The sequence below is a fragment of the Nocardia arthritidis genome (assembly GCF_011801145.1).
Taxonomy (GTDB): domain Bacteria; phylum Actinomycetota; class Actinomycetes; order Mycobacteriales; family Mycobacteriaceae; genus Nocardia; species Nocardia arthritidis_A.
Genome location: NZ_CP046172.1, coordinates 4056949 through 4075908 on the forward strand (window position 1 = coordinate 4056949; position 18960 = coordinate 4075908).

21 protein-coding genes are annotated in these 18960 nt (G+C 64.5%); 8 read left to right on the top strand and 13 right to left on the bottom strand.

Translation table 11 applies throughout. From position 1 onward, the window contains the following. Nucleotides 1–182: 182 nt before the first annotated feature. Nucleotides 183–971 carry a hypothetical protein gene (locus F5544_RS18255; protein ID WP_167474294.1) on the bottom strand — a complete coding sequence of 263 codons (789 nt, stop codon included), beginning with the start codon at nucleotides 969–971 and terminating at the stop codon, nucleotides 183–185. Further along, nucleotides 972–2006 (bottom strand): hypothetical protein, encoded by a 1035-nt coding sequence (locus F5544_RS18260; protein ID WP_167474295.1) that lies wholly within the window; start codon nucleotides 2004–2006, stop codon nucleotides 972–974. A gap of 195 nt (nucleotides 2007–2201) precedes the next feature. Here F5544_RS18260 and F5544_RS18265 point away from each other — a divergent pair, with 195 nt between their 5' ends. Both F5544_RS18265 and F5544_RS18270 read left to right on the top strand, forming a co-directional pair. After that, the gene (locus F5544_RS18265; protein WP_167474296.1) at nucleotides 2202–4154 is read left to right on the top strand and encodes a hypothetical protein; all 1953 of its coding nucleotides are present in this window, start codon (nucleotides 2202–2204) and stop codon (nucleotides 4152–4154) included. Continuing rightward, nucleotides 4144–5175, top strand: coding sequence for a Wadjet anti-phage system protein JetD domain-containing protein (locus F5544_RS18270; protein ID WP_167474297.1), 1032 nt, complete (start codon nucleotides 4144–4146; stop codon nucleotides 5173–5175). Before F5544_RS18265 ends, F5544_RS18270 begins: the two co-directional genes overlap by 11 nt. 51 nt (nucleotides 5176–5226) lie before the next feature. Here F5544_RS18270 and F5544_RS18275 read toward each other — a convergent pair whose 3' ends face one another. The 5 genes from F5544_RS18275 to F5544_RS18295 all read right to left on the bottom strand — a co-directional run bounded on the left by F5544_RS18275 (nucleotide 5227) and on the right by F5544_RS18295 (nucleotide 9483). Continuing rightward, complete coding sequence (locus F5544_RS18275) at nucleotides 5227–5886, bottom strand: alkaline phosphatase family protein (protein WP_167474298.1); 660 nt, start codon at nucleotides 5884–5886, stop codon at nucleotides 5227–5229. Beyond that, entirely contained in the window at nucleotides 5846–6223 is a 378-nt protein-coding gene (locus tag F5544_RS18280; protein WP_167474299.1) for an alkaline phosphatase family protein, read from the bottom strand. Before F5544_RS18280 ends, F5544_RS18275 begins: the two co-directional genes overlap by 41 nt. A gap of 209 nt (nucleotides 6224–6432) precedes the next feature. Further along, nucleotides 6433–7557: an FAD-dependent oxidoreductase gene (locus F5544_RS18285; protein WP_167474300.1), complete on the bottom strand. Its 1125-nt coding sequence runs from the start codon at nucleotides 7555–7557 to the stop codon at nucleotides 6433–6435. 79 nt (nucleotides 7558–7636) lie between these two features. Beyond that, nucleotides 7637–8524, bottom strand: coding sequence for a hypothetical protein (locus F5544_RS18290; protein ID WP_167474301.1), 888 nt, complete (start codon nucleotides 8522–8524; stop codon nucleotides 7637–7639). A 158-nt stretch (nucleotides 8525–8682) separates the two neighbouring features. Beyond that, on the bottom strand, nucleotides 8683–9483 hold the full coding sequence (locus F5544_RS18295) for a hypothetical protein (RefSeq protein WP_167474302.1): 801 nt from the start codon (nucleotides 9481–9483) through the stop codon (nucleotides 8683–8685). Between the two features lie 488 nt (nucleotides 9484–9971). Between F5544_RS18295 and F5544_RS18300 the strand changes: the two genes are divergently transcribed. Together F5544_RS18300 and tsaA are read left to right on the top strand one after the other, a co-directional pair. Next, the gene (locus tag F5544_RS18300; RefSeq protein ID WP_167474303.1) at nucleotides 9972–10712 is read left to right on the top strand and encodes a CAP domain-containing protein; all 741 of its coding nucleotides are present in this window, start codon (nucleotides 9972–9974) and stop codon (nucleotides 10710–10712) included. Between the two features lie 69 nt (nucleotides 10713–10781). Beyond that, a complete protein-coding gene (tsaA, locus tag F5544_RS18305; protein WP_203217591.1) occupies nucleotides 10782–11195 on the top strand; it encodes a tRNA (N6-threonylcarbamoyladenosine(37)-N6)-methyltransferase TrmO in 414 nt (137 codons plus the stop codon). A 127-nt stretch (nucleotides 11196–11322) separates the two neighbouring features. On the opposite strand, the gene F5544_RS18310 is transcribed toward tsaA, so the two are convergent. Continuing rightward, a complete protein-coding gene (locus tag F5544_RS18310) occupies nucleotides 11323–11868 on the bottom strand; it encodes an RBBP9/YdeN family alpha/beta hydrolase (protein WP_203217592.1) in 546 nt (181 codons plus the stop codon). A gap of 106 nt (nucleotides 11869–11974) precedes the next feature. Here F5544_RS18310 and F5544_RS18315 point away from each other — a divergent pair, with 106 nt between their 5' ends. After that, entirely contained in the window at nucleotides 11975–12430 is a 456-nt protein-coding gene (locus F5544_RS18315; RefSeq protein WP_167474304.1) for an Lrp/AsnC family transcriptional regulator, read from the top strand. Nucleotides 12431–12500: 70 nt separating this feature from the next. On the opposite strand, the gene F5544_RS18320 is transcribed toward F5544_RS18315, so the two are convergent. Next, complete coding sequence (locus F5544_RS18320) at nucleotides 12501–12755, bottom strand: hypothetical protein (RefSeq protein WP_167474305.1); 255 nt, start codon at nucleotides 12753–12755, stop codon at nucleotides 12501–12503. Nucleotides 12756–13014: 259 nt separating this feature from the next. Here F5544_RS18320 and F5544_RS18325 point away from each other — a divergent pair, with 259 nt between their 5' ends. Both F5544_RS18325 and F5544_RS18330 read left to right on the top strand, forming a co-directional pair. Beyond that, entirely contained in the window at nucleotides 13015–13800 is a 786-nt protein-coding gene (locus F5544_RS18325; RefSeq protein WP_275107041.1) for an ABC transporter ATP-binding protein, read from the top strand. Further along, a complete protein-coding gene (locus F5544_RS18330) occupies nucleotides 13800–14561 on the top strand; it encodes an ABC transporter permease (RefSeq protein ID WP_167474306.1) in 762 nt (253 codons plus the stop codon). The genes F5544_RS18325 and F5544_RS18330 overlap by 1 nt, the downstream gene beginning before the upstream one ends. 38 nt (nucleotides 14562–14599) lie before the next feature. Here F5544_RS18330 and F5544_RS18335 read toward each other — a convergent pair whose 3' ends face one another. The 3 genes from F5544_RS18335 to F5544_RS18345 form a co-directional block, all read right to left on the bottom strand. Then, nucleotides 14600–15025: a hypothetical protein gene (locus tag F5544_RS18335; RefSeq protein WP_167474307.1), complete on the bottom strand. Its 426-nt coding sequence runs from the start codon at nucleotides 15023–15025 to the stop codon at nucleotides 14600–14602. 185 nt (nucleotides 15026–15210) lie between these two features. Continuing rightward, the gene (locus F5544_RS18340) at nucleotides 15211–16893 is read right to left on the bottom strand and encodes a M28 family peptidase (protein ID WP_167474308.1); all 1683 of its coding nucleotides are present in this window, start codon (nucleotides 16891–16893) and stop codon (nucleotides 15211–15213) included. Nucleotides 16894–17008: 115 nt separating this feature from the next. Beyond that, nucleotides 17009–17491, bottom strand: coding sequence for a GbsR/MarR family transcriptional regulator (locus tag F5544_RS18345; RefSeq protein ID WP_167474309.1), 483 nt, complete (start codon nucleotides 17489–17491; stop codon nucleotides 17009–17011). A gap of 48 nt (nucleotides 17492–17539) precedes the next feature. On the opposite strand from F5544_RS18345, the gene F5544_RS18350 reads away from it, so the two are divergent. Then, nucleotides 17540–18373: a class I SAM-dependent methyltransferase gene (locus F5544_RS18350; protein WP_238847312.1), complete on the top strand. Its 834-nt coding sequence runs from the start codon at nucleotides 17540–17542 to the stop codon at nucleotides 18371–18373. Nucleotides 18374–18410: 37 nt separating this feature from the next. Here the strand turns inward: F5544_RS18350 and F5544_RS18355 are convergent, their stop codons facing one another. Continuing rightward, nucleotides 18411–18902: a dirigent protein gene (locus tag F5544_RS18355; RefSeq protein ID WP_167474311.1), complete on the bottom strand. Its 492-nt coding sequence runs from the start codon at nucleotides 18900–18902 to the stop codon at nucleotides 18411–18413. Between the last annotated feature and the right edge of the window lie 58 nt (nucleotides 18903–18960).

An 18960-nucleotide genomic window follows, 5' to 3' on the forward strand; every position in this document is an offset into this window, starting at 1 on the left:
GCGACTTTCTGGCGACCCGAACCAAGAAACGCACACTCGAGGATCTGGTGCTGGCGGGAGATACGGCACACGTCGTCGCCGAATGGACCGATCCGGATGGGCAGCTCCTGCTGACCGGCGCGGTATACGAATGGGATGGGCGCACACGGCCACACGACTACAACGGGCGTGGTAAAGAGCGGCTACAGCGCAATTGGTGGTGTGTGCATCCGGATCCGGCCGTGGCGGGCGCCACGCTGGACGATCTGCCATTCACGCTGCGCAGCGGTGGAAACTATGACCGCGACCGATTCTGCACGCATGTAAGGGGTTTGGCCGCGCTCGGCGTCAACGCGGTCGTCGCGTCGCAGAGCATCGCCGAGTGGCACGGCGCATTGCGGGAGCGGCGGTTCGACCCGGATCTGTTCCGGTACTTCACCGAAGTGAATGCCGCCGAGGGCGGGATCGACGGTCTGTTCAACGACATCGATTCGCCGGGCCGATTCGTCCGTTACCTGTTGCGCTTCGTCGGCGATCATCAGCGCGTCGCGCCGGTGCGAGAGTTGTTGTCGGACACTGCGGTCGAGATCGCGAAACGTCCGGCCTATGCCGCCCAGCGGCAGTTCTGTGTCGACGCCGCGCCACGGGTCACGGCGCTGGGCGATGCACACCGGCGTTTTGTCGTGCGCCGTGACGAGCGGGCGGCGATCGTCGGCCGGTCCGCAGCCCTCAAACGTGCGCTGTTCGACGCGGTCGCCGCCGCGACGGCTCGTTACGAGCTCGCGGAACAGCGTGCGGCCGATTACGACGCTCAGATCAGCGAAGTGCGCGCCCAGATCGATCTGGCTCGTCGCAGACGGGACGAATATGCCTTCCGGGCAGCGAAATTCGAACTTACGGAGGCGAAAAAGCTTGTCGAACAGGCGAAGATCCGGATGGATCAGTGCAAGCTCGAAGCCGACGCGTGGGCGGCCGCGGAACGATATGCCCAACTAGAGGAACGCAAGGTGGCCTACGACGCACACCGGTCGGCGCTGGAAACAGCGGCCCGGGATGCGCGCCCGCTCATCGACCGATGCGATACGGCCAAGGCGGTGCTCGCGGCTGCGCTCACCGGCGAAATCGAAAAGATCGGCCTGGTGATCGAAGAGCTGGCAGTCCGCAGGGACCAGGCCGAAGCCGACGGGGACGCGGCCGCCGAGCGGTGGCGACAGGCGGAGCGGCGTTTGGCCGAACTCGATAGTGAAGCCGAACGAATTCGCGGCCAGCTCGCACGGTTCGAAGACGATTGCCGGTCGATGGTTGCCGATGGGATCATCGGTGCGAGTGAGCGACTCGGGGATGCGGTGAATCGCTTGGCCGAAGAGCACGTGGAAGCCGCGGCAGAACTGGAGCGGCTTCGTTCCGAACGTGACGATCTCCAGTATCGCATCGGAACTGCCGCGACCATCGAGACGAAAGCTCAGGAGAAAACCGGTGGCGCTCGCACCGCGTACCAGGAGTTGGACGGTCAGCTGAACCGCCTCGTCGCGAAGGCTCGGCGACTGGCGGATGACTCGCGACTGCGCACGCTGCACCAAACCGATCTTGTCGAGTTGGAAACTGTTGCGACCGAGACGATTACGCTGTTGACCCGCGAGATCACGGCAGCGGAGAAAATGCTTGCGGCGCTCGGCGAGGAATCGGCGCGTGGTGAACGCGCCATCCGCGCGCTGGCCGACATCCAGCTGCTGCCGCCGCGGCTGGCGGTTGAGAAAGTCATCGAAAAGCTGGATGACGCCGGTATCACCGCCGTCGCCGGATGGCACTATCTCGCCAAGCACATCGATCGAACCGACCACGGCCGCTACATCACGGAATTGCCGGAGGTACTCGACGGTGTAATTGTCTACGGCGACGCGACCGCTGTCGCCGCGGCGGCGGACCGCGCCGGATCCAGCGATGAGCTGGTTGTCATCTCCGCCGCAGGGGTTTTCGAGGATCGACGTGCCGCACATGTCGTCATCGGTCCGGCCGAAGCGCAACACGATACCGCCGCTGGATCTACAGAACTGCAGCGGCGCACCGGATTACGTGATGCGTTGCAGCTTCGGATCAGTGATGCGGCGAGGCGGCGCGATGCGGATCTCGAACTGCGGTCGGCGATTACCGCATGGGAGAGCGATCTGCCGCCGGACGGTCTCGGCGGATTGCGTACCAGGACCACTGCCGCGAAGGCCGCTTTGGACGATGCGATGACCAAGGAGAAGCGCGCGACAGAGGCATTGGCTCAGCTGAGAAGCGCCTTCACCGGGTGCGAGGCGCGCATATCGGACGTACGTGAACGACTTGCCCGTTTAGACAGCACGCTCCCCAGGGTGCGCAGCGCCGCAGAATATGAGAGCGACTATGTAGAGCCGGGTCGAACTCGGTCGGCCGCCATCCCCCGGGAGATCGATCGGGTTCGTGTTCAGCGAGATAGGGCGCACGAGGATCAGCGGCAGGCCATCGCAGACGTGCAGTCGATCGGGACCGAAAGTCAGCTCGAAAAACGTCGCCGGAATGAACTGCGCGCGGAGCTGGCGGCTCTCCCGGAACCGACAGGTCCGACAGATCTTTCGGTGGCGGCCGCGCGTGCGGCCGTGGAAATCGCCGAGACCAACCTCCGGGAGCGTTTCGAGGAAACAACACTACGGCAAGCGGTGCGGCAGGCGGAAAAGGAAGTCGCGAAGGCGGCGCAGCTCTGGAATGCCATCGAGGACGGGATTCGTGGCCGTGCGGCCGAATTAGCAACCAGCGCAACAGGATCCGATCCGGCCACGCGCGCGGAAGCCGCCGAGCGAGCGGGGGTGATGCTGACACGGGCAGCGGAGACGCATGGGACGGAACGCGGGCGGCTCCGTGACGCGCAAACGCGATATGAAACGGCGCAATCGGCTCGTCCGAAGGGCGCCGTCGAGATCGAGAATCCCACCGACCGCGAACACGCATTGGACCTGGCCGATCGATCGACCGATGAGATGGCGCAACGGGAGACCACCCGGCACCGGTTGGATGGTGATCGCGATGCCGCATTGAAGGATGCCACGGCGGCGAAGGCCCGCCAGGAAATGCTGAACGACCAGATCGCTCTACTGCGTTCGATCGAGCCAACCGACACATCCACCTTTGCGATACCGGTCGACAACGCCGGTGTCCGCTCGGTGGTCCAGCGCATAGTCGATGAACTGGCCGCTGCGGAGGCCGCTCTCGGTAAAGCAGATCGGGTGCGCGCCGAGCAGGCGGATCTGCTCGATCATTGGGCGGGGAGCGACGAATTCGTCACGCTCGCGGAGGACGAACACGGCAGCGCGGTGCGTCGGCTGCGCGAGATGTTCCGGGACAAGAACCGCATCGAGCGGGTGGCCGATAATGCCGACGAACTCGTGCACGATCTCGACGTACGCGCGAAAGCCATTGCACAGCAACTGGAGCAGGTCGAAACGCACAAGCGCAATGTGGTCGTTCGGATGATCGAGCTGGTCGACGACGGGCTGAGTATGCTCACCCGGGCTTCAACGTTGTCCGAGCTACCCGAGGGTATCGGACCGTGGGCGCACAAACGGTTCCTCGCGGTCGAGCCGCGATCCAGGCCCTCGCGTGAGCAGATCGGACTGCGGGTCGGCGAACTTGTCGAGGCGATGGTGGCCAGCGGGCGGATCGAAACCGACGCCGCCGAACTCCTGTGGCGAGCCACCGAAGTGTCTGTGCCGGAAGGTTTTCGGGCGACCGTGCTGAAACCGGCACCGGACCAGCCGACCGGCCGAACACCGGTGGAAGAGATGCGCAAATGGTCCGGCGGCGAGAACTTGACCGCCTCGCTGGTGCTGTTCTGCGTCCTGGCGAGGTTGCGCGCCGAGCGTCGGGTAGGCAGCCGGACCGGCGCCGCTGGCGGCGTGCTTCCGCTGGACAACCCCCTTGGCAAAGCGAACTACCTGCCGTTCCTCGATTTGCAGCGGAGGGTCGCGCAAGCCTGTGGCGTACAGCTTGTGTTCTGGACCGGTATAGGTGATCTCGGTGCGGTCACCACCTTTCCGCGGATCGCGGCGATGCACAAACGACCGTCGACTACCCGCGCGGGTCGCGCGTATGTCCAGGTCGATATGGAGAATTCGCAGCTACTCGACATCGTGTCGATGGTGCGTCGTGAATCGTGAGCCATTACTGGCCGCCGCGATTCGCGACTGGATCGCGACCCACCCCACGGTGCGGGTGCCGTTACGCGAGATACTCGGCGCGGCAGCGGCGGTGGACCGAACCGCCGCCGCATCGGTCGGCTGGCGGACGCGGATCATGGCTGCCTTGACCGACCTGACCGAATCCGGCGATATCCGCTTACCGACCACCTCCTGGGATCGCACGGCGCTACCTGCGCTGCCGTCGTTCGTGACCAGGGCCGTCGAGCCGAACGACCCGCCGCCGTCGCGAGAGCGAGCGGTTTGGCATGCGGAGCTGTCATGGGCAGCGCAGCTCTGTGATGCGGATGTACTGACGGCGACCGAGTACCGGCAGCTGACGGATATCAACGCATGGCTGCGCCGACGTACCGGGACGGTGATTCCGATGCGCGAACGGTCGTTGGAGATCTTCGGTGACGAAAAGGTTCTCGACACCGTTGTCCTCGGCCGGCTGTTCTCGCCTGGCAGACTCACTTGGGAACTGCTGCAAGCCTTTCCGTGCTGGCCGCCGGTCGAGCAGGTCGTGCTCGGCAACGCGGCCTGGCTCATCGTCGAGAATTACACGACCTATTACTCGATCGCTCGTCGTGCCCGCGAGACGGATTTCGACGGCCGGATCATCTGGGGATCCGGAAACCAGGTGGCAACTCGCCTTTCCGCGCTCACCGGTGCGCCGAAACCGTTGCGGTGCTGGTATTTCGGTGACATAGACGCAGGTGGATTCCGGGTGGCCCGATCCGCGTCCCGCCGGGCACAGCTGCTGGGACTGCCAGCTCTGGAACCTGCCCGCGGCCTGTATAGGCTGGCGTTGCGGCATGGGAACGCGCGTGTGGACAAGGCGAATTCGCCCAACGAGGACGCACTTATCTGGATCCGGGACTGGGTAGGCGGGCAGCTCGGGCGGGACCTGGCGGAGTCGGTTCGCGGCCGAAGCCGGATCGTGCAAGAGTACGTCGGGCGGGTATTGCTCGCGGAAACCAGTGTTGTGCAATGGTTTTGACGGTGCCTCGCCGGGGCCGAGCCCCCGCGAGGCACTCGGGTACTCAGGTGGTCATTCGGCGTTGATCATGGAGTTGCCGTCGAAATCCTTGCTGGCGGGTACGCCGAGCAGGGCGACGGCGGTCGGGGTGATGTCGACAAGCGAATTCGCGGTCTTGGCACCGGGTTTGAACGCCGAGCCGCGGGCGATCACGAAATTTGCCGTCTCCTCGGCGGATTGGCCGCCGTGGCCGCCATTGGGGCGGTGGCCATGGTCGGCGGTCACGATGATCTGCCACTTCTCGGCGGGGTTCGCCTTGGCCCTGGCGTCAACGGCCGCAACGATTTTGCCGACCTGCTCGTCGACGCGCTCGATGGCGTCGAGGTACTCCCGCGACTTGCTGCCGTGGCTGTGGCCCGCCTCGTCCACCTGGTCCAGGTGGACGAAAAGGAAGTCGGGAGCGTCCTTGGCGATCGCCGCTGCGCCGGTGTCCGCGGTGGCCGCGTCGATCTTCGATTCGTCCGTATCGTTCGGCTGACCGGGCGTCGCGATATTGACGTCGGCGTGCGGATCGTTGCTGCCCGCCATGATGGTGATCGGCTGCCAAGTGGCGATCGATTCGGTCTTCAGCCCCGGCTTGGCCTGCTCCAACTGGGTGAATACGGTCGGGTACTTCTCGAACGGCGTTGCGTCAAAGTTGTTGTTCTTGATGCCGTGCTTGGTATCCCACACCCGTGAGCACGGTGGCCCAGGACGGTCCGGAGATGGTGGTGTGCGGTGCGATCGAGGACTGGCCGAGCGTGCCCTGCTCGGCCAGCTTCAGCAGATTCGGCGCCTTCGCCTCGACGACCTTGCTGTACATGGTGCCGTCGAGCCCGATGACCACCACTTTCCTACCGCCCGGCCTGGTCGAGCCGCCATCGGACGATCCGCTGCCCGGCGAACCGGTATCGGGCAGCTGGGGGAGTGCCGCCGCAGGTCCGGCGGCGCCGAGCACGGCGGTGGCAATGGTGGCCGCGACGGTCGCGCGGAGGATGGTGTTGGCGTTGGCGGCGCTATTCGATCTCATGGTCTAGACCATTCCATCTGAAATTAGCTGAACGCTAGTGCGGTGCAGCTGAATTCACCGACGATTCGACCGGGTAAACTCCCGGGTGATGGACTTTGGCCAGCGAGTTGCCTTCCGCAGCTGGAAGTTTCATGTATCTGCTGGCCAGGTGGTTGTGCGCCCATCGTCCGGAAATGTCCGATTCTGTTCGTTTGCCGGTAACTCTCGGGCTATCGAGAGTCGGCGCGCAGCCGGGCGAAGTTGTCGTAGACTCGCTCGACTTCGGTCCGGCCGATCGCCGTGTATTCGCGCAGGCGTTGTTCGTAGCGGGCCACCGCGGTCGGCAGATCCGAGTCACCGTCGCGCACCTCGATCAACTCGGCGGCGAGCTGATCGGTATGCAGCAGTGCGACATTGGCGCCGTTGCCGCCGGGCGGTGCGAGGTGCCCGGCGTCGCCCAGCAGGGTGACCGCGCGAGTCTGCCACGCGGGCAATGGATCTCCTAGACGCATGGGCACGATCCCGCTGTTCTCCGGATCGGCGTGCCGCACCAGCGCGCGCAGCTCCGGATGCCATTCGCGGATCGAATCGAGTATCCGGCTCGGGTCGCCGTCCGCGGGCGCCGGGCCGGGCATCAGGAAAACCCAGCGGATATAGCTGGAGACGTCGGGCAGCCGCACATCCGGCGCCATGGTCTGCGCGGCGAGCGCGGGTGACCGACGAAAACGCATGGCGCCCAGCATCAATTGAATATCCGGGCTGGTGACGAAGAGGCTCCGCCCGGAAACCAACCCCGCGAATCGCTCGGTGAGCGGGGTGCGCCCGATGGCGGCGCAGATGGGTAGTTCGCGCATCTCGACCTGCGGCAGGAGTTGTCTGCGCACCTTGGAGCCCAAGCCGTCCGCGCCGATGACCAGATCGGCCGATGCGCTGCGGCCGTCGGCGAACGCCAATTCGACGTTCCCATCGGGCAATTCGGTATACCGCTCGAACCTGTGGCCGAACCGGACATGGTCGGCGACACCGGCGAACAGCAGGTGGCGCAGCACATTGCGGTCGAACATCCGGCCGTGATGGCTGAATTCGGGCTTGTCGAGCGTGGTCAGCTGTGGATCCACGGTGCGTGTGGTGCCGTGGAATTCGTCGCCGATCGCCTCGAGCAGCTCGTGCAGCCGGGTGGGTACCGCGCGGCGTAACGCCGCGAAGCCCGCCTCCTCCAAGGTGATTCGGTATCCCTGGAAGCGGGCCTGCAGCGCCGTATCTCGCTCGTAGACATCGACCTGGAATCCTGCCGCCAGTAACCGATGGGCCGATGCCAAACCGCCGAGTCCGGCGCCGATGATCGCAATTCGCATGCGGCTCAGCGTGCTCGGATCATCTTGCGGCGCGCTTGCGCCGCACATGCGTCGGCTCGGGACACGCTCGACGCACCGGTCAGGAATTCTTGCGGGTGAACGTGTATACCGAGCTCTGCATCTTGCAGGGAATCGGCTTGTTGACCACCACCGTGAGATTGCCGGAGGCCGGATCGTAATCCAGGCCCTCGGATTCGAAGGTGCCGTGGCAGACGCTGAGCTGCGGCAGGGTGCCGACGGAACGCACCATCGCGGATTTGTCCTTGCCGTCGAGCACCCCGCTCCAGCTGACCTCCAAGAGAGTAGGCGTGGTCCCGCCGCCGTTCGGGACGTCGGAGGTGCACAGCAGCGTCGTCGCGTCGAAAAAGGTGCAGCCCTGCACGTTCTGCACCGGCTTGTCGAGGTTCAGATACCCGGATCGAGTGATCGGTCCGGGCTGCGCCGCCGCCGTGTTGAGCAGCGGTGTCGGGAAAATCAGGAAGCGGGACATGCGATCCCACTCGCCGTTGAGCATCCACTGACCGTCGGGCGTGACTGCGACCCACGAATTATTGAATCGCGCACCGGGTTCGAGCGTGTAGACGAAGTCCGCGGTCGCGCCCGCGGGGTCCGTCGCACGGAAGAGTTTCGTCGAGCGACCCGACTGCTCGTAGGCGTCGAACAGGTAGCCCTGTGCCGAATCCGGATCGCCGACGTGATTCCAGCCCTTGTCCGCCAGGTCGGCGGGCACCTGCCCGACGCCGCGGAACACCAATTCCGAACCGGCGGCGGTCTTTCGGGTCGCGACACCCTCGCCGACGGTGAACACCGAATCCTGCCGGACCGCGGTCTGCTGCCAACCCTCCAGCGCGGCTTCGGCGTTCATCTCCGCCTGCGGCCCCTGCTGCGCCGGTTGCGCCGCGGCGACAGCCGGAACAGTAAGCGCGACAAAGGCTGCCGCGCAGATCGCACCCCAACGTAGTCTCATTCGCGTCTTCCCCGTTCAATCTGCCCGATACCCCCATGCGAATCCTGTCATGCGAGCACATGATTCGAGTGGGCTTGCCGACACGCCGGGAACGTCAGCGGATCGGACAAGAGCTCGGTGCCGCCACCACCCGCCGCGGCCGATGAGTTCCTTTGTGGCTAATGAACTTTCGATCCACCACCCGACGACTTCTTGCCGGAACCTGAGGTCAGGGCGTCACCGACCTTGCCGAACGAGCTGCTGCCCGTGCCCAGCGCCGCACTGCCGGAGCCGAGCGCCTTGGCCAGGGCGCCCAGCGGCTCGGCGATCGCGCTGCCGGTGCCTCCGGTGCTTCCGCTGCTGATCAGGCCCGCCACCGGCGCGGCGGCGGCGCTGCCCGTGCCGAGGGCCGAGCTGCCGCTGCCGAGGGCTTGCGCCAGCGCGCCACCCGCGGAGCTGCCGCTGTTCAATACCTCGGCGATACTGCTCAGCACCGCACCGAGATCGGGCGCCTTCTTCGAGTCGGCGACGGGTTCGGGGCGGGCGTGGCGGGGGCGCGTGGCCGGACGATCGGACACGTTCTGCGTCCGGCTCTTGTTCGGGGCCTTCGGCTCGGTATTCACCGCGGTTGTGTCGGGTTCCGTCGAAGCCTCGTCATCCGGGTCGGTGGCCTCGGTGAGCGGCAGACCGCGCTGGCTCGACGGCGTTTTCGGTTGTCCCACTTCGTATTCGATCGGGTCCGTCGCCGGTGCGACCGCGGCGATGCGGTCCGTTGTCGGCGCGGCCGCGGCGGGCGGGGCCGCATTGTCGGATTGCGGAGCGGTATCGAGGTCGGTCCAGCTGCTGGCCAGGGTCGTCGCCCGATCATCCGGCGTCGGTCCGTTCTCGGTCGAGACGGCGGCCGTGATCAGCGCGGTCATCGAAAGCATGGCCAACCGCGCCGAAACGAGGGGATTGCGCGGTGCGCTGTGTTTACCCATCAGTTCTGTCCTTCTGGAGTCGTGGATTTTCGCGAATTCGAATACTCGATGGCGCGATAATTTCGCGACGGGCGTATATCGATCTGGACAAGCTGCGGCATTGCATTTCGAAGCGTATGTGCCGGAATGCGAGATGGCCAGCCCGATGAGTGCGCCTAAAGATGAGTTAATCTCGGCCGAAACCCCTGGTCAGTCTTAAGTGGTGGCTTAAAACCCTTTCAGTGCAACACGATTCGCATTGCGAGCAGGTCACGGTTTGCCTACGATTGGGTGGCGGACCTGCTGACGGGATTCGCTGGACCGAATATATCGAATCCGTTCCGATGATATTTCGGATGCCGACTTCGGGCATCGAAGTACACGGGATATTTCTTTGTTCGCTCAGGCCGGAATATCCGAGCGCGCAGTCATCGCACATCATGCCGACGGCGAAATGCTGTGCGCCTATGTGGGAACGCTGTTTCTACCCGACATACCTCGAAGGAATCATGAGCCTTTCATCCCTTTCACTGCGATCACTGTCCGCCGCCGTCGCGCTGTCGGCCGTCGCGTTCTGTACCGTCACGGCGGCGCCCTTCGCCTTCGCCGCGCCGCAGTCCGCGTCCGCCGCCGACGAGGTGATCAGCCTGACCAACGCCGAACGCGCCAAGGCCGGATGCCCCGCGTTGAAGACGGAAAGTCATCTCACCCGCGCCGCCCAAGACCACACCGAGGATATGGCGGCCAACGGATACCTCGATCACAACTCGTCGAAGGGCGATCCGGGTGACCGGATCAGCGCGGCGGGCTACCGCGCTCAGGGTTGGGCCGAGAACATCGCCGAAGGTCAGCGCAGCCCCGCCGAGGTGGTCGACGCGTGGATGAACAGCGCGGGGCATCGCGCCAACATCCTCAACTGCGACCTTCAGGACATCGGTGTCGGCTATGCCACGAGCGGCGACGGCACACCCTATTGGACCCAGGACTTCGGCACGCCCGCTGGGACGAGCCCGGGTCGGCCGGGTAACGGCAACAACCCTGGCAACGGCAACAAGCCTGGCAACGGCAATCCCAGCGACGGCGACAACCCCGGCGACGGATACCCCAGCGACGGTGACACTTATCCGGGCGGTGACAACGACTGGGGCAACTGGGATACCTCCGACACCGGCCAAATCCCTTGGGACCCATGGCACAACGGCTACGACATGCCGTCCGAAGGCCAGATGGACGAATACTCGATGTACTGATCTGCTGGCGGGCCGTCACGGTACGACAGTTTCCGGCGCACGGTTGGCGCCAGTGGGATAGTGGCAACCGTGACAACGGAATTCACGGTGCGTCCGGTCGGCTGGGTGGAATCGTCGCTCACCGACCGGGCGGCGGCGCCCAAGCAGGGTGACGAAGGCGCGCCGCCTGCGCGAATCAGATTGTGCGCGGACATCTTCGAGGCCGCGGCCGACCTGCGGCCCGGTGCGGAGGTGCTGGTGCTGACCTGGCTGCACCAGGCGGATCGCGATGTTCTGACGGTGCGTCCGCGCGGGGATATGTCGCGGCCACCGACCGGCGTCTTCGCCACCCGGTCCCCGGCGCGGCCGAATCCGATTGGGCTGCACCGGGTGACGATCACCGGCATCGACGGAATGTTCCTCTCGGTCGACGCGCTGGAGGCCGTCGACGGCACGCCCGTCATCGATCTGAAGCCCGTGCTCGTCGGGGCCGACGAGCGATGATCACCACCGTCGTCATTTGCCAGTCGTTTTCGGGCAAGGGGCGGATCAGCGGGGTCGGTATCCGGCGATAGTCCTCGACCCCGATGTAGTCCGCGGCGTCGATCTCGGCCAGATGCATCGTGCGACGTCAGCGGTGGCCGAGCCCTGCCGTGAAAGCGGTGAACAGGTTGCGCCCGTATTGCCAGATGCCAAGGCCGCTGGCGGAATTGATGTGTCCGAGGCTGCCCGCGATGATGTGGTCGAGTCGCCACCCGGCCGCCAAGGCGGCGGTCGCGGCGGGCGCGCAGTAGGGATCGTCGATGCTCGAGACCACGACACCCGGAAACTTCAGTGGCGCGGTGGTGGTCGAAGCGAAACTCCGTGCGGCCGTTGGGAAGTTCGGGCCCGCGCTGTCGGGAGGCGCGACGAGGGACGCGCCGATCACGCCCGCGGCGCCGGGGCGTCGGCGGATCAACCATTCGGCGACCGCAAGGCAGCCGAGGCTGTGGGCCACCACCACCGTCTCCGGTGCTGCGACGGCGCGATCGAGGGCGTCGAGCCAGTCGTCGAGGTCGGGTTCGGTCCAGGACGACGGCGCGATACGCGTTGCCGCCGTACCCCATTCGGCTTGCCAGTGGCTCTGCCAGTGATCGGCGTCGGAGTCATCGATGCCGGGAACGACCAGATAGTGCACTATCGTTGCCTTTCATTCCCTGAAGCGGGATGGTGCGGATGTTTCGATGGACAACTGTGTGCGATCCATTCGCCGCTGTCACGGCAGGCCGATGAATGGAAAGCGGATGACCACACGGACAACGGTTTCATTGGATCCCACCGACCGGGCGATCCTTCGGTTGTTGCAAACCGAGGCCCGCCTCGGCGTCACCGAGATCGGCCGCCGGGTCAATCTGTCCCAACCGGCGGTATCGGCGCGGATCAAACGCCTCGAACAATCGGGCGTCATCACCGGCTACCGTGCCGTGGTCGATCCGGTGGCGCTCGGCCTGAATCTGCATGCCGTCATCCGGTTGCGCACCACCCATGCCCACCTCGCCGCCGTCCTCGCGCATTTCGAGGAGGTCCCCGAGATCACCACCGTCTACCGGCTGACGGGGGAGGACTGTTTTTTGATCGATGTGTTCGCCGAAAGCTCCGAACGCATCGAACAGATCGTCGACGCAATCGCCCGATTCGGTCCCGTCACAACATCTCTGGTCCTGCGAACCTACGAAACCAAACCCGTCGCACCCCGCTAGATACGAAGCGGCCCCGGTAACCGAGAGGTCACCGGGGCCGCTTTCAGGTCGCTCGACAGAGCACCCCGTATCAGCCGGCGCTGATGCTGATCCCCGTGCCGACAACCTTGACAATTTCGATCGCCAGGTTGGCGAGCGCGGTGAGCAGTTCGAGCATGAGGTGACTCCAATCATTCGGTACTACATCGGACGCTAAAGCATCCGTGAAGTCTTTTTCGGGAAAATGAACGCGCGGCGGCCGAGCGGCTTCGAATACCGGACGTTTCGCCGAAACGGGCGACGAGCACGCCTTATAGCCTGGAAATAATTCTATGGAAAAACTCACGGTTTCAACGTAATTCGCCCACATCGGACATTTAGCGGGTTTCGATCATTTTGCCGCTTTCAAAATTTTTAATGAACTCGGCGCATTGGCAGAATATGGCATTTCGTCCGATCGCGCGACCGAAGGGCCGATCCGGCCGGACGATGCAGTGCCGTGTGCGCGGGCTCCTCCGGTGATCGATGGAGGGCTTGCGGTCTCACTAGTCAGTGCTACTATCTACCGGTAGTCAATGGCACTAAGTAGTAACCGAGGGGTGATCATGACGATGACAACACAGCAAAATCCGGCGATCCAGGTGCGAGGTCTGGAGAAGTCGTACAAGGACCTGCACGTGCTGCGCGGCGTCGATTTCGACGTGGCGCGGGGGGACATCTTCGCCCTGCTCGGCTCCAACGGGGCGGGCAAGACCACGGCCGTGCGAATCCTGTCCACGCTGCTGAAATCCGACGCGGGGACGGCGAGCGTCAACGGCTACGACGTGGCCGCGCAACCGGCCAGTGTGCGTGAATCCATCAGCCTCACCGGGCAATTCGCCGCCGTCGACGAAATCCTCAGCGGGCGGGAGAATCTCGTGCTCGTCGCGCATCTGCGGCGCGTCGCGAATCCGGGGGCGGTCGCCGACGACCTGCTCGCGCGTTTTTCGCTGACCGACGCGGCCACCCGCAAGGTGTCGACATATTCCGGCGGTATGCGCCGCCGCCTCGATATCGCGATGAGCCTCATCGGGAATCCGCCGGTCATATTCCTCGACGAGCCGACGACCGGACTCGACCCCCAGGCCCGTATCGAGGTCTGGGAGGCAGTGAAAGAACTTGCCGCACAAGGCACCACGGTGTTGCTCACCACGCAATACCTGGACGAGGCCGAACAACTCGCGGACCGGATCGCGATCCTGCACGAGGGCCGGATCATCGTGAACGGCACCCTCGCCGAACTGAAGCAGCTGCTGCCACCGGCCAGGGTCGAATACATCGAGAAGCAACCAACTCTCGAAGACGTCTTTCTTGCCCTCGTCGGCGCCGACACCACGAGTAAGGATCAGTAATGACAGCACGTTTTCTCGGCGACACCGGCTACCTGCTCGGCCGGTCGCTGCGCCATATCCTGCGCAGCCCCGACACCATCATTACGACCGCGATCACGCCGGTCGCGATGATGCTGCTGTTCGTCTACGTTTTCGGCGGCGCGATCAAGTCGGGGTCGGATAAGTATGTGAACTACCTATTGCCCGGCATTCTGCTCATCACCATTGCTTCGGGCATTTCCTACACCGCATACCGGCTCTTCCTGGATATGAAGAACGGCATCGTCGAACGATTCCAGTCCATGCCGATCGCCCGCTCGTCCATCCTGTGGGCGCATGTGCTGACGTCGTTGGTGTCCAATGCGATCTCCCTCGTCGTCGTCGTACTCGTCGCCCTGCTCATGGGTTTCCGCTCCGGCGCGGGCCTATTGGCCTGGTTCGCGATCGCCGGGATTCTGCTCCTGTTCACCCTGGCATTGACCTGGCTCGCCGTCATCCCCGGCCTCACCGCGAAAACCACCGACGGCGCGGGCGGATTCTCCTACCCGCTCATCTTCCTGCCGTTCATCAGCTCGGCATTCGTGCCGACCGACAGCATGCCCGGGCCGGTGCGCGCCTTCGCCGAACACCAGCCGGCCACCTCGATCGTCAACGCCATCCGGGATCTGTTCGCGGAGCAGCCGGTCGGCAACGACATCTGGGTCGCCCTCGGCTGGTGCGTCGGCATTCTTCTTGTCGCGTACTACTTCTCGATGGTCGTCTACCGCCGCAAGGTCTCCTGACCGATCTCGCGTGAATTCTCCTGGTCCACACCGGGAGATTACGGGAGTACGAGGCAGATAGGTCCGAGTTGGATGCCGGTACCGACGTTCACCGATGCGGTGACAGGTGTTGCGCCGGGGTGGTTTTCCCGCACCCAGATGCGGTGCGCGCCTTTGGTCGTCGGCGTCCAGGTGACGGTCGCCTTGCCGTCCACATCGGTGGCCAGGTAGCTCGGCTTCAGCGTTTGGGTGGTGCGGTCGTTCGCGGTTTCGTCGACGAAGATCAGCGCGTCGTCCGGCGGGGCGCTCGCCGTGACCTGGTACGAGCAACCGGTGCCATAGGAACTGGAACTGCCGAAGCTGAGCCCGGGCGCGACGTCCACGCGGCTGATGTCGGCCTGTGCGGCGGGCGCCGCGAAGCCGATGGCGGTGATCAGCGCGCCGGATGCCAGCGCCGCCGCGGCGACCTTCTTCGAGTGGATCAAGGCGAATCTCCCTCTGTGTCAACAGGATTCCCCTGCAAAGGGGTCGAAATCGAGAGTACACAGGCGGAGTGCTGCCACCCGACCCAAGTTTCGGGGGATGGTGCTTCTAAGCAAGGTCGCGTCGGTCGGCCACCGAAATGCCCTCGAGTCATGTACTGCTCGAGGGCATTTCGATGGGCGATAGGTCAGCTGGTCGGGGCGGTCCTGCTGCCTGCCGTGGCGGGTGAACTCGTCCTAGGCGCCGCTTCGGGGGCTGCCGGTGCGGCGGTCGGAAGCGGGTCGGCCATGGCCATATTGATCACCATGTTGCCGAAACCCCTTGACATGAACTCCATTACAGCGAAATCGTTATTGTCGAAGTTATCGCACCAGCGGAACGGGTTGTCCACGCAGCCGCCGTCGGTGCCGGGCACGTTGCCCTCGAAGTTGCCGGTGGTCCCGCCGAACAGGGCGACATCCGAATCCAGCTTGCAGCAGTCCTGTCCGGTGAGTACGCCACTGGCCGGGATGCCCGCCTGGTTGAAGGTGAAGGCATCGGTGCCCACCGGCGAGAACAGAATGTTCTTCTTGCCGATCGAGTCGAAGTATTTGATACCCAGATCCCGGGCGACCTGCGACGGTTTGTACACGTTCGGCGGGAACTGGGTGGAGACGGTACGGGTGAACAGGTCCACCCCGGCCGGGTCGAGCACGCCGACATCGTAATTGGGCGTCGCGGTCACGTCCGCGTCCAGGTCGTATCCGATCTTGGCCTTATCGGCCGCGCTGAGATTGTTGACGTAGTACGTCGAACCCAGCAGGCCGAGTTCCTCGCCGCCGAACCAGATGAACCGTAACTTGTTGTGCGGCTTGGCCTTGTGCAGCAGTTGGGCGATGTTCAGGATCGTCGTCGAGCCGGAGGCGTTGTCGAGCATCCCGGCGCCGTAAATGGCGTCCAGATGCGCGTCCACGACGACGGTGTGGTCCGGGTCGCCTTCCTTGGAGTCGGCGATCACGTTGTAATCATCGGCATTCGGATTCACCACCGCCTGCACGTCGATGGTCATCGTCGGTACCGCGGATCCGCCCGCGTTGACCTGGGTGAGCAGGTCGCTGCCCGTCGCGAACGAGGTGAACGCGACCGGGATCTGCGGCACGATCCGGTTGCCGTTGGCGTCCACCAGGCTGCCGTTGACGACGCCGGTTCGCCCCGGATTCCCCTCGTTGAAGATGATCACTCCGGTGGCGCCCGCCGTTTGGGCGTTCTGCACCTTGACGCCGTAGGAGCAGCCGCCGCGCTGGATCAGCGCGATATGGCCCGCCGTGAAACCCGTGAAATCGGCGGCGGTGCAACCGCTGGTCGAGCTGGGCGCCGGGGTCGGCGGGATGACGATTCCGCCCGCGGCTTGCAGGGGCGCCGTGGCCGACCCTTGGGCCTGGCCGGGATTCCAGTCGGTGACGACGGTGTAATCATGTGGCGTAGGCGATGTTTCGCTGAATTTCGGCAGTCCCGTGAAAGCGAAGTAGAAGAACTTGTAGTTCTGGATCGTTACGTCATAACCGCTATGGCGCATGATTTCGGCTACGTAATCCGCCGACGCCTTGTAACCCGGTTCGCCGGAGTTGCGGGAGGGGTGGCCGTCGGGGCCCGGATTGGCATCGGCGATCGCTTGGAAAGCACGCATATGGTGCTCCAGATCCGCCGCCCGAATACAGGGCAGCAGCTTTTCCGCGGTGTCGTTCACGCGGTGAAAGCAGCCGGACCAGCTCGGGTCCTCGCCGTTCGCGGGCTCGGCGCCGGATGGCGCCGTGGCCATGGCGGCCGACAAGGCGGCTGCCGCCGAGAAGATCATTAATCGGCGGAGCAGCCGTCGAGGACGTCGTGACATTGGTTACGCTCCCATCAAAAACCTTGGAGCCGAATGAATTACGTATAGGGTGACATGCGCGCGTCAATACATGACTGGGGAAACTTCGCTCCCCAGAACACATTCCGGCGTCCGTTCAACGGGATTCGCGGTCGATCGCCTGTAGCCGCTGCCATTTGGCCATCGTTTGTTCGATTTCCTCGCGCAGGAATTCGAAAAACCGACGGGTCTCGTCCAGGCGGCGTCCGGCGGGGGAGTCGGGACCCAGGAGTGCCGCGCCTTGTTCGGCGTTTGTCTGCACCTGCGCCAGGATCGGATCGGATTGGCTGATGAAGTGGCTCCAGGTGTGCTCGTGGATCCGGCAGAAGTCGCGTCGGCTGCCGGGTTCGCGGCCGCGTTCGACCAGCCGCACCTGCACCAGATATTTGATCGCTCCGGAGATGGCCGACGCACCCACGCCGAGTTGGTCGGCGAGTTCGGCGGCCGACAGCTTGCCGGAGTCGTCGACCATCAACGCGGCGTATACGCGCGCGGCCATCCGTGGCGTACCGGATTCCACCATGATCTGTGCGAACCGTTCCCGAAAGGCAGCGATCGCACTCTGGTCCGCTCGCGTCACCGAAGCAGTCTCCTTCTCGCATCATATGTTTCACGAAATTCGTGAAACATGAGTAGCATAGCCGGTGTGCAAGCTACCGAACTCGACGGAGTGCAGCGGACCGCCAGCCCCGTCCTCAGGGCCAAAGCACTGGACAACCGGCTGCCGGACCCGATCCTCGCCGACACCTATGCCGAACAGACGATGCGCCGCCTCGACCCGGACTACGACAAACGCAGATTCGGCACCAGCCAGCTCGGCCTGGCCGCCGTGGTGCGCGCCAAAGCCCACGACGATTGGGCCCGAAGCTATCTCGCCGATCATCCCGACGCGGTGGTGCTGCACCTCGGTTGCGGTCTTGACGCCCGGGTGTACCGGCTCGACCCGCCGGCCACCGTCGACTGGTACGACCTGGACTATCCAGCGATGATCGAACTGCGGCAACAATTCCTGCCGCCGCGCGAGCACTACACCCTGATCGGCTCCAGCGTCACCGACCTGACCTGGCTGGACCGTATCCCCCGCGGCAGGCCAGTGCTGATGATCGCCGAGGGACTGGTGCCCTACCTGACCGAGGCCGACCTGCGGCGGCTGCTGACCGGTATCATCGATACCTTCCCCACCGGGCAAATACAGTTCGACACGGTGCCGGTCTGGGCGTGGCGAACCTCGAAATGGGATCCGACCCTGCGCAAATACCACACCCAATTCCATTGCGGCTTCGACGATCCCGCCGCGCTGGCCGATTGGCACCCGCGGCTCGAATTCGTCGACGAGGCGCCGATGAACGACTCACCGATCCTGATGGCCAAGGCCCCCGCGAACGCCCGCCGCATCTTCCACCTGCTGAACCTGCTGCCCGGTATGAAGCGGTCCTCCCGCATCGTGCGGTTCCGGTTCTGAATCCGACTGTCCGGTGGCGGTTTTCGCGCGCCACTGGTCAACGACCGTGGGTGATCTCGGCCCGGACACGCTCCTTCGGCGTCGCGACATCCCACCATCGGGCGGTGCCGCGCGCATCGCGGTAAGCGCCGGTGCCGCCGGTGATGGCCATGTCGAGCGGGCTCTCGTTCGCCGTCTGGAGCGCCTGCATCGTCAACGATCCCTGCTCGAGCTTTATCGTGAGCACGCATTGCATGGTGCTCTTGTCGCCCTCGATGCGGACCACCTGACATGAGCCACCGCCCTGTCCGACTCGACGGCCGTCCTTCAGCATCCAGCCCGAATAGGCGCTCAGATCACCGAGTTTCGCCACTGCCGGAGTCTGGTCCGGACCCGCGAACTGGTCGTTCTCGATCGCGAGTTCCAGAACCTCGACCCGATCATTCGGCGCCGTGTTCGCCTGACCGCAGGCGCTGAGCCCGGCACCGACGACCAACGCCCCGATGGCCGCCGTCAGGACGGTTCTTGTCGACGCCTTCTTCGAGTACATGAGATCTATTCCTTGTCTTCAGGTTTCGTTGTTGTCACAAGCTATGGCCGCGAAGGCG

What these genes read in the sequence shown, in the direction of transcription:
- F5544_RS18280 (WP_167474299.1), bottom strand. Translation starts at nt 6,223, where the DNA reads ATGAGATCGAATAGCGCCGCCAACGCCAACACCATCCTCCGCGCGACC.
- F5544_RS18285 (WP_167474300.1), bottom strand. Translation starts at nt 7,557, where the DNA reads ATGCGAATTGCGATCATCGGCGCCGGACTCGGCGGTTTGGCATCGGCC.
- F5544_RS18290 (WP_167474301.1), bottom strand. Translation starts at nt 8,524, where the DNA reads ATGAGACTACGTTGGGGTGCGATCTGCGCGGCAGCCTTTGTCGCGCTT.
- F5544_RS18295 (WP_167474302.1), bottom strand. Translation starts at nt 9,483, where the DNA reads ATGGGTAAACACAGCGCACCGCGCAATCCCCTCGTTTCGGCGCGGTTG.
- F5544_RS18300 (WP_167474303.1), top strand. Translation starts at nt 9,972, where the DNA reads ATGAGCCTTTCATCCCTTTCACTGCGATCACTGTCCGCCGCCGTCGCG.
- F5544_RS18315 (WP_167474304.1), top strand. Translation starts at nt 11,975, where the DNA reads ATGACCACACGGACAACGGTTTCATTGGATCCCACCGACCGGGCGATC.
- F5544_RS18325 (WP_275107041.1), top strand. Translation starts at nt 13,015, where the DNA reads ATGACGATGACAACACAGCAAAATCCGGCGATCCAGGTGCGAGGTCTG.
- F5544_RS18330 (WP_167474306.1), top strand. Translation starts at nt 13,800, where the DNA reads ATGACAGCACGTTTTCTCGGCGACACCGGCTACCTGCTCGGCCGGTCG.
- F5544_RS18340 (WP_167474308.1), bottom strand. Translation starts at nt 16,893, where the DNA reads ATGTCACGACGTCCTCGACGGCTGCTCCGCCGATTAATGATCTTCTCG.
- F5544_RS18350 (WP_238847312.1), top strand. Translation starts at nt 17,540, where the DNA reads ATGAGTAGCATAGCCGGTGTGCAAGCTACCGAACTCGACGGAGTGCAG.
- F5544_RS18355 (WP_167474311.1), bottom strand. Translation starts at nt 18,902, where the DNA reads ATGTACTCGAAGAAGGCGTCGACAAGAACCGTCCTGACGGCGGCCATC.